Annotated in this window: 17 protein-coding genes and 1 pseudogene; 10 read left to right on the forward strand and 8 right to left on the reverse strand. The window is 59.6% G+C overall.

Going from position 1 to position 16,036, the window contains the following annotated elements; all coding sequences use genetic code 11:
* Window positions 1-266: 266 nt before the first annotated feature.
* From BSY16_RS33145 to BSY16_RS22165, 5 genes are all read right to left on the reverse strand, one after another.
* Window positions 267-881 (reverse strand): hypothetical protein, encoded by a 615-nt coding sequence (locus BSY16_RS33145; protein ID WP_353652394.1) that lies wholly within the window; start codon window positions 879-881, stop codon window positions 267-269.
* 157 nt (window positions 882-1,038) lie between these two features.
* Window positions 1,039-2,289 carry an alpha/beta hydrolase gene (locus BSY16_RS22155; RefSeq protein WP_502696040.1) on the reverse strand — a complete coding sequence of 417 codons (1,251 nt, stop codon included), beginning with the start codon at window positions 2,287-2,289 and terminating at the stop codon, window positions 1,039-1,041.
* Window positions 2,290-2,382: 93 nt separating this feature from the next.
* Window positions 2,383-2,754 carry a hypothetical protein gene (locus tag BSY16_RS31590; RefSeq protein ID WP_083243216.1) on the reverse strand — a complete coding sequence of 124 codons (372 nt, stop codon included), beginning with the start codon at window positions 2,752-2,754 and terminating at the stop codon, window positions 2,383-2,385.
* Window positions 2,755-2,860: 106 nt separating this feature from the next.
* Entirely contained in the window at window positions 2,861-3,877 is a 1,017-nt protein-coding gene (locus tag BSY16_RS22160; RefSeq protein WP_069062039.1) for an Lnb N-terminal periplasmic domain-containing protein, read from the reverse strand.
* 53 nt (window positions 3,878-3,930) lie between these two features.
* Window positions 3,931-4,197, reverse strand: a complete 267-nt coding sequence (locus BSY16_RS22165) for a hypothetical protein (RefSeq protein ID WP_069062040.1) — start codon at window positions 4,195-4,197, stop codon at window positions 3,931-3,933.
* Between the two features lie 165 nt (window positions 4,198-4,362).
* Between BSY16_RS22165 and BSY16_RS22170 the strand changes: the two genes are divergently transcribed.
* The 6 genes from BSY16_RS22170 (at window position 4,363) to BSY16_RS22195 (ending at window position 8,948) form a co-directional block, all read left to right on the forward strand.
* The gene (locus BSY16_RS22170; protein WP_069062041.1) at window positions 4,363-4,701 is read left to right on the forward strand and encodes a DUF2147 domain-containing protein; all 339 of its coding nucleotides are present in this window, start codon (window positions 4,363-4,365) and stop codon (window positions 4,699-4,701) included.
* 115 nt (window positions 4,702-4,816) lie between these two features.
* Complete coding sequence (locus BSY16_RS22175) at window positions 4,817-5,593, forward strand: hypothetical protein (RefSeq protein WP_069062042.1); 777 nt, start codon at window positions 4,817-4,819, stop codon at window positions 5,591-5,593.
* Between the two features lie 177 nt (window positions 5,594-5,770).
* Entirely contained in the window at window positions 5,771-6,430 is a 660-nt protein-coding gene (locus BSY16_RS22180; protein WP_286157317.1) for a DUF2092 domain-containing protein, read from the forward strand.
* A gap of 80 nt (window positions 6,431-6,510) precedes the next feature.
* The gene (locus tag BSY16_RS22185) at window positions 6,511-6,753 is read left to right on the forward strand and encodes a hypothetical protein (protein WP_286157382.1); all 243 of its coding nucleotides are present in this window, start codon (window positions 6,511-6,513) and stop codon (window positions 6,751-6,753) included.
* 141 nt (window positions 6,754-6,894) lie between these two features.
* A complete protein-coding gene (locus tag BSY16_RS22190) occupies window positions 6,895-8,415 on the forward strand; it encodes a DUF1254 domain-containing protein (RefSeq protein WP_069063632.1) in 1,521 nt (506 codons plus the stop codon).
* Window positions 8,416-8,546: 131 nt separating this feature from the next.
* The gene (locus BSY16_RS22195) at window positions 8,547-8,948 is read left to right on the forward strand and encodes a DUF977 family protein (RefSeq protein ID WP_069062044.1); all 402 of its coding nucleotides are present in this window, start codon (window positions 8,547-8,549) and stop codon (window positions 8,946-8,948) included.
* Window positions 8,949-9,104: 156 nt separating this feature from the next.
* Here BSY16_RS22195 and BSY16_RS22200 read toward each other — a convergent pair.
* From BSY16_RS22200 to BSY16_RS22210, 3 genes and pseudogenes are all read right to left on the reverse strand, one after another.
* Window positions 9,105-9,530, reverse strand: a pseudogene (locus tag BSY16_RS22200) (SDR family NAD(P)-dependent oxidoreductase); the annotation flags it as partial.
* A 382-nt stretch (window positions 9,531-9,912) separates the two neighbouring features.
* Window positions 9,913-11,802, reverse strand: coding sequence for a bifunctional sugar phosphate isomerase/epimerase/4-hydroxyphenylpyruvate dioxygenase family protein (locus BSY16_RS22205; protein WP_069062045.1), 1,890 nt, complete (start codon window positions 11,800-11,802; stop codon window positions 9,913-9,915).
* A gap of 105 nt (window positions 11,803-11,907) precedes the next feature.
* Window positions 11,908-12,600, reverse strand: a complete 693-nt coding sequence (locus BSY16_RS22210; protein WP_069063633.1) for a TetR/AcrR family transcriptional regulator — start codon at window positions 12,598-12,600, stop codon at window positions 11,908-11,910.
* 383 nt (window positions 12,601-12,983) lie between these two features.
* On the opposite strand from BSY16_RS22210, the gene BSY16_RS22215 reads away from it, so the two are divergent.
* From BSY16_RS22215 to BSY16_RS22230, 4 genes are all read left to right on the forward strand, one after another.
* Window positions 12,984-13,652 (forward strand): amino acid ABC transporter permease, encoded by a 669-nt coding sequence (locus BSY16_RS22215; RefSeq protein WP_069062046.1) that lies wholly within the window; start codon window positions 12,984-12,986, stop codon window positions 13,650-13,652.
* 4 nt (window positions 13,653-13,656) lie between these two features.
* Entirely contained in the window at window positions 13,657-14,307 is a 651-nt protein-coding gene (locus tag BSY16_RS22220) for an amino acid ABC transporter permease (RefSeq protein ID WP_069062047.1), read from the forward strand.
* A gap of 41 nt (window positions 14,308-14,348) precedes the next feature.
* Window positions 14,349-15,197 carry a transporter substrate-binding domain-containing protein gene (locus tag BSY16_RS22225; RefSeq protein WP_083243064.1) on the forward strand — a complete coding sequence of 283 codons (849 nt, stop codon included), beginning with the start codon at window positions 14,349-14,351 and terminating at the stop codon, window positions 15,195-15,197.
* A gap of 73 nt (window positions 15,198-15,270) precedes the next feature.
* Window positions 15,271-15,987 (forward strand): amino acid ABC transporter ATP-binding protein, encoded by a 717-nt coding sequence (locus BSY16_RS22230; protein WP_069063635.1) that lies wholly within the window; start codon window positions 15,271-15,273, stop codon window positions 15,985-15,987.
* Window positions 15,988-16,036 lie beyond the last annotated feature (49 nt).

Here is a 16,036-nt window from a genome sequence, read left to right on the forward strand (position 1 = left end):
ATTAAAGACCCAAAGCGCGCGGAGCGAATTGAAAGGACCGCGACGCGCTTAAGTACCAGATACCCCATATTGCAACCTAGCCTCCACAGATCAACTCGTCCAGACGCGAAACACTTTCCACGGGAGTGGAAGCGGTGGATTCGTCCCGCAATAACAAGGAAGCGGCCATCCGAGGACGTACGGCTTCTTGGGCCGTTTCCGCGGCAAGCGTAGGATAGGAGTTCCGTCGATCAGGAAAGAAGCGGGCATATCGCCGACGCTAGTCACTAACCGACATCGGTGGTCCCGGGCGGCTCAAACGCTTTTGCTAGCCGTTCCAGATCTAGCGAATAGCAAAATAGCGCAAACAAAATTGTCATGACATAGAGCACGTGCGCAAAAGCCTGGCCAATCGGCGGGAAAACATCCAGCTCAGGGAGATGCCGAAAAAAAATTGCCGAGAACAGCGCTCCGCCAAAAAAGAAACTGATCCGGCTGGTGAAAGAGAACAGATGCGATACGATGATGCTATGGAACGGAGCTATAACGGGCACCCAGTTGAGCCGCATCCAGTAGCAGAAATGTAGCAGTGCGGTGCTGAAAGCAATTGCGGCATGTCGCGACACGTCGAGGCTTTGGGACTCACCGAGGTGCGTGACGACATTGTAAAAAACGGGAAACACCATCCAGAACAACAGCGCAGCTGCGGCGGTTTGGCCAGCAAGCAGCGCAGCATATACTAGCCCATTATTTATCGAGATCGAACTTTTCAACGCCGATTTCCATTCCAGTCGGTTGCGGTGGTAGCTAACCTGGCGATACTGCGGAATGCCAAGAAGCTTGCCAAACGCCGCTACCAGCCAGCCTGCTTTATTGGTACTGTCAATGCCGAGCAGTACCAATAAAGTAGGCTGGCGGGGGCCAAAGTCGTGAAACGTCGATTGACAGGACAACGCGAGTCGCTGTCATAACCACCAGCACAGGCCCGACGAGTACGATTTGCCCCTCTCGATGCCGCAATTGAGGGTCAAAAGCGCGAATATCAAACTCAAGCTGCCTCTACCTCTGCTCCCGGCATGCCGGGTCAGTTGGCATCGCCGCACAGTTCTTGACCGCAATCCTCTCCCCTCCACTGATTTGTCCTGTCAGGCCGCCGACATGATTGGCGTAGTTGCCGCGCGTATCCGCGTCGAGCACGGCAACTGGAGCCGTAAGAACCAGTCCTGCTGCGCTGCCGGCCGCCGCCGCCACATTCGTCGTCCCCGCCAGGATCGTGTCACCAAGACCGACCCGGCTGTCCGTCAGTGTCTGCCCTTCGGATAGCCGCGCGCCGATGAGTTGGACGACTTGCGGAGATTCTGCGAACTTGCTGTGGTTGAGATCATCGCTGACCTTGATCTTCGTCAGATCGATCACCGAAATCTTGTTGTCGGCGAGTTCAGCCTTGTACGGTGCGGTTTCCGGATCGATCGAACCGAGCCGAGGGATGTTGCCCCAAACCCGCCGTGAGAAGGCGAGCGCCTTGTCGTCACGCGAGACGAACAGGGTAAACTGCGGGTGCGGGTGGCCCATATCCTCGATCTGGGAACGGAAGACATCGACATCCACATCCGGAGCAGCGAGCATGACATTCTTGAACTTGACTGGCAGACCATCATTGCGGATCGCCATCTGCCGGAGTGCTTCCAGCGCCAGCCAATTGCCCATCGAGTGGGCCAGCACGTTGACTTCCTTCACGTCGCCATCTTTGGCCAGGTACTGGAACAGCGTCTCAAGGGCGTTACGCGTGTAGTTCGTGCTCTCGCGGTCGTAGCCGTAGGCCAGAAGGCTGCCGCGCGATGGCCAGGTCACAAGGATCGGTGTGCTGCGGACGCTGGAATCATGGACGATCTGAGCGAAGCGGTAGACGCTGTCTTCAAATCGGTTGTTGAAGCCATGGATGAAGACCAGGACGCTGTTGTCGGGATTTTTTCTAACCGAGGCGTTCAACCAGCCTTTAGCGCCATCGAGATCGAAATCGGCAGCCTTCAGAGTGGCAAAGTCGGTTTCCGGGTTTGAGGGCAGCTTCTTCGGCCAGGCGACATCACCTTCCTCGCGGATCTTGGGCAGTGAAACTGTCATCTCAGCGAAGGATGGTGTCCGGGCGCGCTCGCCCGTGAACATCTCACCTGGGACAGTCGATCGCGCCCGCGTGGTCGCGACCAATATGTCGACGCGGTTGGTATCCGGCACGGTGTCTGCAACGGGAGTCAGCACATGTTTCGGGTGTCCGCCGCAACTCGCGACGACGACTAATGCGAAAAATGGAATAAATCGCCGTGCCCGGCCTGCAGTGAACGAGTTAACCAAGCTCAAATCAACCCCTGCCGCTGTTTTCAATCGTGATGCTCGTTTCATAGCAATTTATCGCGGACAGACATCCCAGAAACCTGTCTTCTTCGTACCATCGGTATAAAACCAGCACATGCCAGACTGCGGCGGTGTGCCGGCGACCGAAGCGGCCGCCGCGCCCGCGATGAAACCGATGGCGGCACCCGCGGCAATAGCACCTCCTGCGGGCCAATAACGACGAGGGTTCACGACCACTACGCCCCTGACTGGTGGGCGACGCACGGCAACGGCCCCGTGATTGCCGACGGCTGCGCACCCTCTGGCTCCGCAACCAGCCACCGCACGGCGGGCTTCGGCCGATGCCGGAGCGAGCACTGGCGCAGCCGCCAGGATCACGAGCGCGATGGCAGTGGTGACGTTCTGAAAGGGTTTAATGATCGTCATGAGTTCCGTGAGGGTTGAGGCGTGAGTAAAAACTTCACCTAGCGAAATTTTTGATAGCTTACATCGTGCCTCAGTCATCTCGATTTCATCGGTATGTTACTGTGGGTTACGGCGTAGCGTTGGCGGCCGGGATGGGTACGCCGACTCGGATTGCCTTTGAGTAGGCGGGCGACAACCCATCTGCCTGCGCCCGCTCGCCGATTTTAGAGATTTCTCGTAGCTGGGAGAGCGGAATCGACGTGTCAACGGCTCCACGGTCATAGGCGTAGTCAGGAAGATAACCGTTGACGATTAGCCGCCAGTCAAATGGCACGTTGTCTCCGGCGACACGCATCAGCTTGGCGACGGTCGTCGTGCAGTTCGTCGTGATCGAGTTGTAGAATTGCGGAGCCTGTGCGAGAGCGTTGGCCTCGGCGACGTATTCGAGCAGAAGTTTTCGTGCCTGTTCGGGACTGGCTCTCAGCCGATAGATTTGGACGTCCTCGCCGCGCACGTTGGAGCGCACGCCGACAACGTCGCGTTCGTCCGCGGCAACAATCACCAAGGGGTCGTTCTTGAAGAGATCGGCAAGAGGAGAAAACCCGCCACTTGCCTTGTGACGTACCTCGATCGACCAGGCCAGCTGCTCACCGCCTTCGAAACCGAAGCTGAAGATGACGTGCGCGATCTTCGGACCCGCCCAGTAGGACATGAACAGGTCAACGGTCTTCACCTTGCTCACATCGAAGGTTCGTGTCGTCCAGCGCTCCGTGAAGTCGGAATTGCTCCGCCACTCGAAGTCCCGAACATCAGTCAAGGTCAGTGAATTTCCGGCGATAATACCCGTAACCTGCCGGGCGACATCTGGTGCCCATGCAGCGTTCGCTTCCGGCTTGATCGAGTTCCACCAGAAGAGCATCAGGGCGAAGACGACAGCGAACGAAAGGATGGCTTTCAAGCGCAGCCGGCTGGCAAGCGCCGCAACTGTGAAGAGACCAAACATGAGAAAGACGCCGGCGGCGATTGCCCGTCCTGCCTCAGGCAGAGGTAGACGATACCAGAGGGCCAGGGAACACCAGGCGGTCAAAGCCGCCACCATAAGGGCGACCGCGAAGATGAGTATCTTCACCATCAGTCGAGGCATGTTATTCCTTCTTGGTAGCCGCAACGTGCGGTGATTGCGTCGAGATAGCGCGTTCAACGGTTGACAGGGAATGGCACAATCTTGGCGAGGTCCAGCATGATGTGGATTTCCCTGCCGAGGTCATCCAACAGTTCAAGCGCCTCGACGTAACGTTCGTCTCGCAACGGGTCCGTAGACGACTCCCACTTCCGCACGAGATGATCGGCGATGCAAAAATCTTTGCACAGGTCGCGGAAGCTTTCGTTGCGGTCGGCAAGCGCGTCAATCTCCAGCGCCTGAGCGGGAAGCCTGCGCTTGGCGTACTCCGTGTCGTCTCCCATTCGATCCCCCTCCTGAGGGGTGCCCTCGCATCGAAGATGACACAGAACCCGACCAACACCTCGTAGGTTGCAGTAACATACGGCGAGTTTCTTGTGGTCGGCAGCGCACGTGTGGTCCATTCGGCTATCGGTCCATTGGCGGGCCAGCCATGCGAGGACGTTGCCATGAAATCCATTCTGATCTCTATCACAGCGCTATTGATGTCGACCGGACTTGCGAGCGCGGCCGAGCCGATTGTCGGAAACTGGAAGACGACGCTTGGTGACACCGCAGCGATCGAGCCGTGCGGCAGCGGCTTTTGTATAACGCTCAAGAGCGGCAAGCATGCAGGCGAGAAGATTGGCGCGTTCGAAGGAGGCGGAGGCAGCTATTCTGGCAAGATTACGGATCCCGATGCGAAGAAGACCTACAACGGAACCATCAGTGTCTCCGGCGACACGGTCACCCTCAAGGGCTGCGTGATGAAGGTGGTCTGCGAGTCGCAGAAATGGTCACGCCAATAGTCCGCAGGCATACATGATACGGTAACATACGGGCGTTTCCGCCTAGATCGGATAGGGTGCTGGCGGGAATAACTCTGGTAATTTCTGGAGCCCGTGAGACCGGGGGACTGCTGGCATGATTGAAATGAAAAGCGCCTATTGCGGATTGGCACTGGCTCTCGCTGTGGCACCTGCGGGCGCAGCCGACATATCGGCGCCGGGATCGGCCGTCGTCAACACCGGATCGAAATACCAGGTCACGCTCGATGGCTGGCTGGCGGGGTTGAATGGCGACATCGGTGTGCGTGGCCTTCCCACCGCGGCGGTCGACGTCTCGCCTCTGGACGTGCTTGAGAGCCTGGACGGTGTGTTCGCGGGATCGTTTCAAGCGGTCGGTGACAGCTGGCTTCTCTACACGGATGTCATGTGGGCCAAGATTTCAACCGAAGCCGATGTCGGCCCATTCGGTGGAACCGCTCGCTTCGAGCAGAAGCAGATCGTCGCGACAGCCCTTGTCGGCTACGAGCTGCCTATTAACGTCGAGAATATGCAACTCTACGCGACCGGCGGCCTTCGCTACCAGCACAATGAGGTGGAACTCGACATCGACCCCGCGTTCTTCCCGTCGGTCAACCGCAGCGGTTCGCAAAGCTGGGTCGATCCGATCGTCGGTCTTACCATGCACTATGACGTCAACGACAAATGGTTCGTGGACGTCATGGCAGATATCGGCGGCTTCGGCGTCGCCTCCGACATCACGCTGCAGGGAACCGCGACGGTCGGCTACAATTGGACGGACACGATCGCTTCGTCTTTCGGCTACAAGGCCCTCTACACCGACTATGAGGAAGGTGGCTTCCGCTACGACGCCACCCAACATGGCATCTTCACGCGACTGGCGGTGAGGTTCTAGCCGGAACGAAGGTATATGATCTGAGGGGGGTACGACGTGAGTAGATTTACGCTGAACAGGTTTGGAGCGACTTGGCGCTCCCACGCACTTATTCTAGCCGCCGTCACCTGTGTGGCGGCATGGTCCGCATCAGCCCAGGACGCAGTTGAGCCCGAGGCTGCCAAGATTCTTATCGCCATGAGCGAGAACCTCAAGTCTATTCCGGCGCTTAGCGTCGACTACGACGCAGATCAGGAAATCGTCGATCTCGGAGGGCAGAAGATCCAGTACAGCGCGTCGGGCACTATCGCGCTCGATCGCGCCAAAGGTTTTCGGTTGACGCGCAAGGGGCCGTTCGCCGATGCAGAGGTAATCTTCGACGGCAGCACGATATCGCTCCACAGCAAACGCACAAACGTCTACGCGCAGTTGCAGAGTCCGGGGCAAAGCGTTGAAGTGGCGGCAGACGAACTTCGCGTCGCTACCGGACTCGATGCCCCAGGAGCCGACTTGCTCGCAAGCGATTCCTATGCCGTCCTTACCGACGGAGTGACCAAGGGAACGCTTGTCGGATCGGCATTCGTGGGTGGGGTCGAATGCGATCACCTCGCCTTCAGAACAGATATTGTCGACTGGCAAATCTGGATCAGCAAGGGCAACAATCCGTTGCCGCTCAAATACGTCATCACGACCAAGTGGGTGACCGGAGCGCCGGAGTACTCGCTACGGCTGAGCAACTGGAAATCCGATGCCATCGACGCTGGCCAGTTTACATTCATACCGCCAGCAAACGCCAGGAAACTCGAACGCGTATATACCGACCTTACCGGTGAGATGTCGTTGGAGGCAGGAGAATGACGATGCGCAAGTTGCACCGAAAGACCCTTTGCGCCGTGATCGCCGGCATTATCGTTCTCGCGGCCGATAGCCTTGTCCCAATGCCGTACGGCGCGTTCGTGTCCGAGGCACATGCGGTGTTAGGGCGGCCTTTGACTCCCGGCAGTGTCGCCGGCACCGCTCGTCGCACCACGCGACGAGTGATCCGTCGCTCTTCGGTGTATGTTGCCACGCTGCCCGCTGGCTGTGTGCGGACCAGTGTAAACGGCGCCGTGGTGTGGCGTTGCGGCGGGGCTTACTATCAGGCCCATAGTGGGCGTTACGTTGTGGTTTACATCGACTGACGTCAAAGCCCATTGCAACGCAGATAAATTTGGGCCTTCGCACCCCTCTCCTACTTCTATGCATCGCCTTGGATGTTCCCGCTACTCCAGTTGTGCAGTCATCTGCGCTGGAAGATTTACCCCCATAAAAGGAGCCACATGATGTCTTTATCGATGAAAGCGTTGCTTGGAGCGGCTTCAGCGGTCGTTTTTCTCGCCGGGATCGCGCACGGGCAGACAACGTCGAAGCTGAGGATGACAACGCCGATACCGGGTTCGATCATCACGCCCGAGAGTTTGGACACCAGGCTTGGCAAACTAAACTTCTTCGATGGCTTCCCGGATGACGCCACGTCGGAAAAGATCTACGACAATCTAGATTTCATGCGTGGCGTCGATGTTTTTCTCAATGCGATGCCCGGTGCATCGGTAGAAGCTATGCGCGTGGGATTGGCGAGTCAGGGCGCAGATAACAATCAAACCATCCTTATCTTCGAAAGCCTCATGGACTCACATTCGCTGTTCCTCACCGGGAACACCGAAAGCATTTATAATCTCATGTGGTTGGACACCAAGGCGGGTCCATTGGTCATCGAGACACCGCCCAATATCCTCGGCATGATCGACAACCACTGGTTCCAATATGTCGGTGATGTCGGCAATGCCGGCCCGGACAGGGGCAAGGGTGGAAAATACCTGCTTTTACCGCCGGGCTACGAGGGTGAGATACCCGAGGGCTACTTCGTGCTTCGAACCTCGACTTACGGAAACCTCTTCTTCTGGCGCGGTTTCCTCGAAAAGGGCAGCACCGCAACAGCGGTTGAAAACACCAGGAAGTTCGCCAAGGTCTATCTTCTTTCGGAAGCCAACAATCCACCGCAGATGAAGATGGTCAACGTCTCAGGCAAGGAATTCAACACCATCCATGCCAATGATTTTCATTTCTACGAGGAAGTGAACGACATAGTCCAATACGAGCCGAACGAGGCCTATCACCCGGAGGTGCTGGGGCAACTCGCCGCCATCGGCATCGAAAAGGGCAAACCCTTCGCACCCGACGAGCGGATGAAGAAAATCCTCACTGAAGCCGTAGCCGTCGGCAACGCGACAGCACGCACTATCACCTTCAAGACCCGCATGAAGGACGCCTACTATTATCCGGACAGCGCATGGTTCACCGGCTTCGTCGGTGGCAGCTACGAGTTTCTTCGGCAGCCCGGCGTTCGCCATCTGGATGCCCGCGTCCTGTTCCACTACTATGCGACGGGCATCACGCCGGCCATGGCAATAAAGCGCGTCGGCATCGGTTCGCAATACGCGGGTGCCACGACCGACAAGGACGGCAAGCCGTTCGATGGCGGCAAAACCTACAAGATACACCTGCCGCCAAACATTCCGGCAAAGGAATTCTGGTCGTTCGTTGTCTATGACAATCAGACGCGTTCGATGCTGCAGACGGACCAGCAATTTCCCAGCATCGGCAGCGACAAGAAGGACATTGTGATCAACGCCGACTCCTCGGTCGATGTCTGGTTTGGACCGACAGCGCCGGCGGGTCATGAAGCCAACTGGGTCCAGACAGTTCCCGGCAAGGGCTGGAACGTTCTTCTTCGCCTCTATGGCCCGCTGGAGTCATGGTTCGACAAGACGTGGAAGCCGGGCGAGATCGAACTGGTCCAGTGACGTAAAGTAAACGCGATGAACTGATCATCGCGGCACAAACGTTCGCGTCTGCAGCGCCGACCCGACTGATATGTCGGGTCGGCATCCGCTTGGGGTAACCTACTGTTGGACTTGGGGGAGCGCCGAGAGGTTTGCCGCCTCGCAGTTACAGGTTCCACATTCGCCTTCTGCGCATCATCGAGCAAAGCAAGGAGAGCTATTACATCTCGCTTCGGCGCACGCAGGGAACGATCCGCAACGCCGAGCCCGACTGGAATCCCTGGATCGAGTACTTTCTGAGAGCGCTGCATCGGCAGAAGACGCGCCTTGAGAAGAAAATGGAGCGCGAGCGGATTATCCTCGCCGACATGCCGGAATTATCCGGGACATTGCTCGAGTTGGCACGCGAGCACGGGCGGATTACGGTCGCGGAGGCTGCACGGATCACCGATGCAAGCCGTCACACCATTAAGGATCATCTCAGGGCGCTCGTGAATCAAGGGCACCTCGTCCTGCACGGTGCCGGCCGCGGCGCCTGGTACGGTCTTTCCTAATGAAGGGGTGTCAGGCCCATCTGAATGGATTTGCTCTCGAACGGATACGATCTCGCGACCTGCAACTACTTAAGGAGGGCATCCCACTGACTATCCATGATAATGTCCTTTATCATGGATATAAAGTTGCCCGTCAGAGGTGGCGGACGCGAGGTGTCACTTTCCTTTGGCGAAGCCGAATGCTTTTCGCAGACTTCCGTCGACGGCCCTAGCGCGCATAAACCGACGCAGACGAGCCAGAAGGGTTGCTTCGCCCCCGACCGGCTGACGCAACTTGTAGTGACCAGCGATAACGTCGGCGATCTTTTGAGCCACAAAATGAGCCGAAGGGGCCGATTTTATCTGGTTTTGTACTGCGTTGATTGCTGCCTGGAACTGCGAGGCGTAGACCCCAATCGGGGCGGCCGTCTGTGCTGCGTTCTCGTCGAGACTCGTATTGGTGAACGTTGGCTCCAGCAACACCACACTCACACCGAACTCCCGAATTTCATGGTCGAGTCTCTCGGACATCCCCTCCAGGGCGTGCTTGCTCGCCGCGTAGATCCCCATGAAAGGCGCCGGCAGGAAACCCAAAACCCCGGTCTTGGTAGATTAACATGCTGATTAATTTGCGGTTTGTCCGATGTCACTGGGGTCAACCGTCGGCGCCGATGGTGGGGTCAAGCACCACGCCGAAACACAGCCACGAGCTCGTAGAGCTGATTTTGCACCAGGCCCGCGTAGCTCCATACCGGCCAGCGGTCGTACTCCAGCCGCACAACAGGCCTGATACATGACCGCACCCGATCACACGTTCAAAACCGCTCGAAGAACTGCTTGCATGAACGGGGGCATCCATACATGACCCATAGTCAGTGGCAGGTGGAGGGCACCAAAAATCGGCGCGCAGGATTTACCTGAGGAGGAACCTCGTACCGCGAAACCCTTGGCTATCGATGAGACGCGATAGCGGCGGGTCGTGACCTCACAGCCTGGGCAAGCCCTCGGGTCGCAGGTGCTTCTTGAGCGCTGCGATGCGGAAGATGGCGTTGCTGGCGCCGTAGCCGGCATAGGTACGGCGTTCGACGATCTCGAAGAAGAAACCTTCGCCGAAGGTCGGGCTGTAGAGCTGGAAGAAGTCGCCGTGCTCGTCGCGGTCATAGAGGATGTTTTCGGCCTTCAGCCGCTCGGTCAATTCCGGCGCGAGGCCGAAGCGGGCTTCGACGTCACCGTAGTAGTTGGGCGAGATGGCGAGCGGGCGGAAGCCGTTTTTGCGTAGCGCTGCTGCGGTCGCGAAAATGTCGTCGGTGTGGAAGGCGATGTGCTGCACGCCGGCGCCAAACGTACCGGCGATGAAGTGGCCGGCGAGCGTGCGCCGGCTTTCCGCGCCGTTGAGCGTAATGCGCAAGGTGCCGGTCGCATTCTGTACCGCGCGGCTGCGAACCACGCCGCCCGGATCGATGATATCGACCGTCGGTGTCTTCTCGGCCTCGAGGATCGAGGTATAGAACAGCACCCAGGTCAGCATTTCGTCATGGCCGACGGTCTGGGCGATATGATCGACGACACGCAGTCCCGTCGGCGACGCCGTGTAGGCATCTTTGGTCGGCGCGAATTCGATCTCCCAGATGCGCGAGAGGTCGCTCGTCCTGTCGAGGAAATAGAGCAGGCCGCCGCCAACGCCGCGCACCGCCGGCACGCCGAGTTCGCCGGGGTCGAGCGGCTGCGTAAACGGCTCGGCACCGAGCGCCACGGCGCGGGCATGTGCCGCTGCTGCATCCTCGACGGTAAGGCCGATCGCATAGGCCGACGTGCCGTGCAGGGTATAGGCGTCGCTGGCGAGACCGCGCGCCTCCTTGTTGATGACGAGGTTGATATAACCCTGCCGGTAGAGCGTGACGTTCTTGCTTCGGTGCGTTGCCGTTTTCTCAAAGCCGAGCACTGCGACCAGGGCCTCGAGCGGCATCGCTTCGGTCTCCTCGACGGCGAATTCGATGAAGGCGATGCCCTCGACGATGCCGCGGGCGGGAAGCGCCTGCATGGGGAGGGCAGCCTCGGGCTGCGCGCGGCGCACCTGATCGCCGAGATAGAGAAGCGAGCGATGACCATCGGCCGCGACTGTCGTCGCCGAGCCGCCGCGGAACTGGTCGTTGAAGATTTCCAGCGAAAGGTAGCCCTTGTAGCCGGTGGCGGCGACGGCGCGCGCGAAATCGAGCACGGGCAGGTCGCCTTCGCCGGGCATGTTGCGGTAGTGCCGGCTCCATTGCATGAGGTCCATGTCGATCAGCGGCGCATCGGCGAGCTGCACGGCGAAGATCTTTTCCTTCGGGATCGCGCGGATCGAATTGACCTCGATCCGCCGCGCCAGCGTATGGAAACTGTCGAGCACCAGGCCGATGGCGGGATGGTTCGCCCGCCGCACGATCTCCCAAGCGTCGCGATGATCATGGATATGGCGGCCCCAGGCCAGCGCCTCGTAGCCGACACGCAGGCCCCGCGCGGCAGCACGCTCGCCGAGTTCGTGGAAATCGGCGACGGCGCGGTCAAGGCCGCCGAGCGAGGCGGGAGAGACGTTGGAACAGACAAGCACGAGGTTGACGCCCACCTCCTGCATCAGGTCGAATTTCCGCTCGGCGCGGTCGAAGGTGCGCGACCGCAGGGGCTCCGGCATGCCTTCGAAGTCGCGAAACGGCTGGAAGAGCGTGATCTCCAGTCCGCGGTCGCGCGCCATTGCGCCGATCTGCCGGGGGCTCTCGTCGGAAATCAGTAGGTCGTTCTCGAAAATTTCGACGCCCTGGAAACCGGCCTTGGCGATGGCGTCGAGCTTTTCCTGCAGGCTGCCGCTGAGCGTCACCGTCGCAATCGAGGTTTTCATCGTGGCTCCTCCGGCCTGTCTCGCAGGCGCGCGTTTTCTCCCGGCGGCGCCGCGTGCGGCGCTCCGTTGGTAATGATGGCGATGTCAGCTTGCGGCGCTGGGCAGCTAGCCGTATTGCGCCTGGAACCCGTCCATGACGGCATCCAGGCGTCCGAGCACGGACAGCAGGATCTGCTGCTTGCGTTCCCGGCGTGCGGCGGGCGATTGCATGTCGACGTCGAACACCGCCGAGAAGGTCGCCCGGTTCGAGGCGTTGAAGAAACACAGCCCCGAGATCGTCATGTGCACCTCGATCGGCGAGATGCTCTGGCGAAACAGTTCCTGTTCGTATCCGCGCCGCAACAGCCGTTCGATGCGCTGGATGATCGGCCGGTGAAGCTCCGGGACCAGCGAGGATGCCGCGAGGTATTTTGCGTCGTTCAGGTTCTCGCCCATGATCAGCTTGACGTGGTACGGATGGGCAAAATGGAAATCAAAGGAGAAATCGACGAGGTTCTTGAGCGATTGCCGCGGATCATCCTCGTCCAGGTTGATATCCAGCTCGGCCCGCCGCATCCGGCCATAGGCGTGCTCAAGCACGGCGACGTAGAGCTTTGCCTTCGAGGCGAAGTAATAATAGATCATGCGCTTGCTGCGCCGCGATTTCGTCGCGATGCTGTCCACCGTCGTGCCGGCATAACCGTGGCGCGCGAATTGCACTTCCGCCGCATGCAGAATGTCGGTCCGCGTGCGCTCCGGGTCGTTGGTCGGCTCGGCGCGCTCATATTTGCGCCGCGGTGTGCTTGCGCTCTTGCGCATCTTTTCTTCCATGCCTGTCTACCGCTCGGGTCGAGGATCCTTCCGTTTCCTTAACGCGTTGCTTGGTCTCCTTTCAAGTTCGCTCGCGAAGAATGATTGATCCGGTTCATTCTCTGGCAGCTTCCAAAGGCATTCTCTGGTCGTTTTATGTACCAATACGACCATTATCGTCAATCGCCGCGATTCCGAAGAATCTATGAAATTTTCGCAGAAATTCATAATCTTATGCTATAAAATGCTGATTTATTGGGAGAATATCGGGATTCTGAAAGCAACCTGCCGATTTGACAAAAAACGGATTGGTCATCTATGAATGTACCAACTCAAACATTATTGGGTGACCGGTGGGACAAGGAGTCCGGTCATGGCCTGGAGGAGAGGGCGTGAGCTATCAATTCGATTTCGGCGTTGTCGTCGCTGCCTGGCCCGACCTGTTGCGCGGCTGCCTGCTGACGCTGACGATCTCTTGCCAGGCCATGGCGCTGGGGCTTGCCATCGGGCTCGTCTGCGTCTTGCTGCGCCGCACCGGCATTGCGCCGCTCGTCTGGTCCGTGAAAGGTTTCGTCGAGATCATCCGCAACACGCCGTTCCTGGTGCAGGCCTTCTTCCTCTATCTCGGCCTGCCGTCGGTTGGCATCCGCCTCAGTCCGGATGTGGCGGCGGTGCTGGCGCTCGGCCTCAATGGCGGGGCCTATGCGACGGAGATCATCCGCAGCGGCGTTGAATCCATTCACAAGGGCCAGATCGAGGCGGGCGTTGCGCTCGGCCTGCGGCCACTCCAGATTTTCCGCCACATCATCCTGATCCCGGCGCTCAGGGTGTGCTTTCCCGCACTCGCCAGCCAGTTCATCCTGCTGATGCTGACCTCCAGCATCGTCGCGTCGATCTCCGCCGTGGAACTGACGACGGTCGGCCAGCTGCTCGAGACGACGACGTTCCGCAGCTTCGAGATCTACCTCACGCTCACCGGCCTCTATCTCGCGATGTCCGCCATGCTGTCAGGGCTGTTCGCGATGATCGAGCGCCTGTTCTTCTCCTACCCGGTACGGTGAGATCATGATCCGCTCCTTCGGCCTGGACGAGTTTCTCTTTCTCCTGCAATCCTTCGGCTGGACGCTGCTGCTCTCGGCGCTTGCCTTCGCCTGCGGCGCGGTCGGAGGGCTGGCGATCGCGCTCCTGCGCACGTCGCCCTATGGGTGGCTGCGGGCGATCGCCGCCGGCTACATCGTCGTCTTCCAGGGCACGCCGCTCCTTATGCAGCTCTTCGTGATCTATTACGGGGTCGCGCTGCTGGCGATCGACGTCAATGCCTGGTTGGCGCTCGCCATCGGCCTGATGCTGCATGCCAGCGCCTATCTCGGCGAAATCTGGCGCGGCGTCATCTTCGCCGTGCCGAAGGGGCAAGAGGAGGCCGCCAAGGCGCTCGGCCTCAAATACTGGAACCGCATGATCTATGTCGTGCTGCCACAAGCGCTGCGCATGGCGCTGCCGAGCACGGTCGGCTTCCTGGTCCAGCTCATCAAGGGCACGTCGCTTGCCGCCATCATCGGCTTCACCGAGGTGACGCGCGCCGGCCAGATCATCTCCAACGCGACCTACCAGCCGTTGCTCGTCTTCGGCATCGTCGGCGCCTTCTATTTCGCACTCTGCTGGCCGTTGTCGCTGTTCAGCGACCGGCTGGAAAAACGCTTCGCTGCCGCCCGGTAGCGCGAGGAAATGGTTTCAACTGGCAAGAGGAGGAAAGCCAAATGAGCATGATGTCAAAGACACGCGCAGTCCTGAAGGGGACGCGATGGGTGCGGAGCGCTGCGATCGCCATGATGGGTCTCGGCCTGCTGGCGAACGTCGCCGAGGCGCAGAGTTTCGAGGAACTGCGCAAGAACGGCAAGATCGTCATCGGCATCCAGGGCGAAAACCCGCCATGGGGGTTTGTCGACGGTAGCAACCAGAGTGTCGGCTTCGATGCCGACGTCGCCAACCTGCTCGGCAAGAAGATCGGCGTTCCAGTCGAGTTCGAGCGCGTGGCCGTCGCCAACCGCATTCCGGCGCTGATGACCGGCAAGGTCGATGCGCTGATCGCCGTCATGGGCATGTATGCGGACCGCGCCAAGGTGGTGCAGTTCACAAAACCCTATTCGGCCATCGACATCATCCTGATCGCCAAACCAGAAACGGCCATCAAGGCGCCGGAAGACCTGAAGGGACTGCGCATTGCCGTCGCCCGCGCCTCGGCACAGGACAAGGCCATCACCGCCGCCGCACCCGAGGCCACCATGCAGCGCTTCGACGACGACTCCACCGCGATCCAGGCCTTCCTGGCCGGCCAGGTCGACGCGCTCGGCGCCAACAACACCTACAATCTCAGCATTGCCAAGGTGGCGCCGGACTCGAAGTTCGAGACCAAGCTGCAGTTCAACCGCCAGTATAACGGCATCAGCGTGCGCCCCGGCCAGAAGCAATATGTCGAGGAGCTCAACGCCTTCATCGACGAGATCCGCGCGAATGGCGAGCTGAAGGCCATCTATGAGCGCTGGCTGGGTGAGGGCTCACCGGAGTTTCCGGCCTCGCTGCCCGACATCCCGTTCACCGTGAACTGATCGACAGCCGGAGGAAGGCATCGTGCAACAGGTCCGCAATCACCAGGACAATTCCGTAGTGCCCATGATCGCCATGGACAATGTGGACAAATGGTACGGCGCCTTCCACGCGCTGAAGAGCATCAATCTGGCGGTCGGGCAGGGCGAGAAGGTCGTCCTGTGCGGCCCCTCGGGGTCGGGAAAGTCGACCCTCATCCGCTGCATCAACCATCTCGAGAGCATCGCGAAGGGCAAGATTGTCGTCGACGGCATCGAGCTTGCCAGCGGCGCGTCGATCGATGCGATCCGGCGCGAGGTCGGCATGGTGTTCCAGAGCTTCAACCTCTTCCCGCACATGACAGTTCTGCGCAACTGCATGCTCGCCCCGATCAAGGTGCGGGGGCTGAAGGCGCGGGAAGCGGAGGAGATCGCGCGCACCTATCTGGAGCGCGTGCGCATCGCCGATCAGGCGGACAAATACCCCGCCCAACTTTCCGGCGGCCAGCAACAGCGCGTGGCGATTGCCCGTGCGCTCTGCATGAATCCGAAGGTGCTGCTCTTCGACGAGCCGACCTCGGCGCTTGATCCCGAAATGGTCAAGGAGGTGCTTGATACGATGATCTCGCTCGCCGTCGAGGGGCGCACGATGGTCTGCGTGACCCATGAGATGGGTTTTGCTCGGGCGGTGGCCGACCGGGTGATCTTCATGGCCGGCGGCGAAATCATCGAAGAGGCGACACCCAACGAGTTCTTCACCAGCCCGAGGAGCGAGCGCACCCGCGCCTTCCTCGGCCAGATCCTTGGTCACTGACGGGCTATCGGCCCAGCGACATTTGCCGTCTGCGACGGCCAAACGGAGG

It is taken from the genome of Sinorhizobium sp. RAC02 (genome assembly GCF_001713395.1).
Classification (GTDB): Bacteria; Pseudomonadota; Alphaproteobacteria; order Rhizobiales; family Rhizobiaceae; genus Shinella.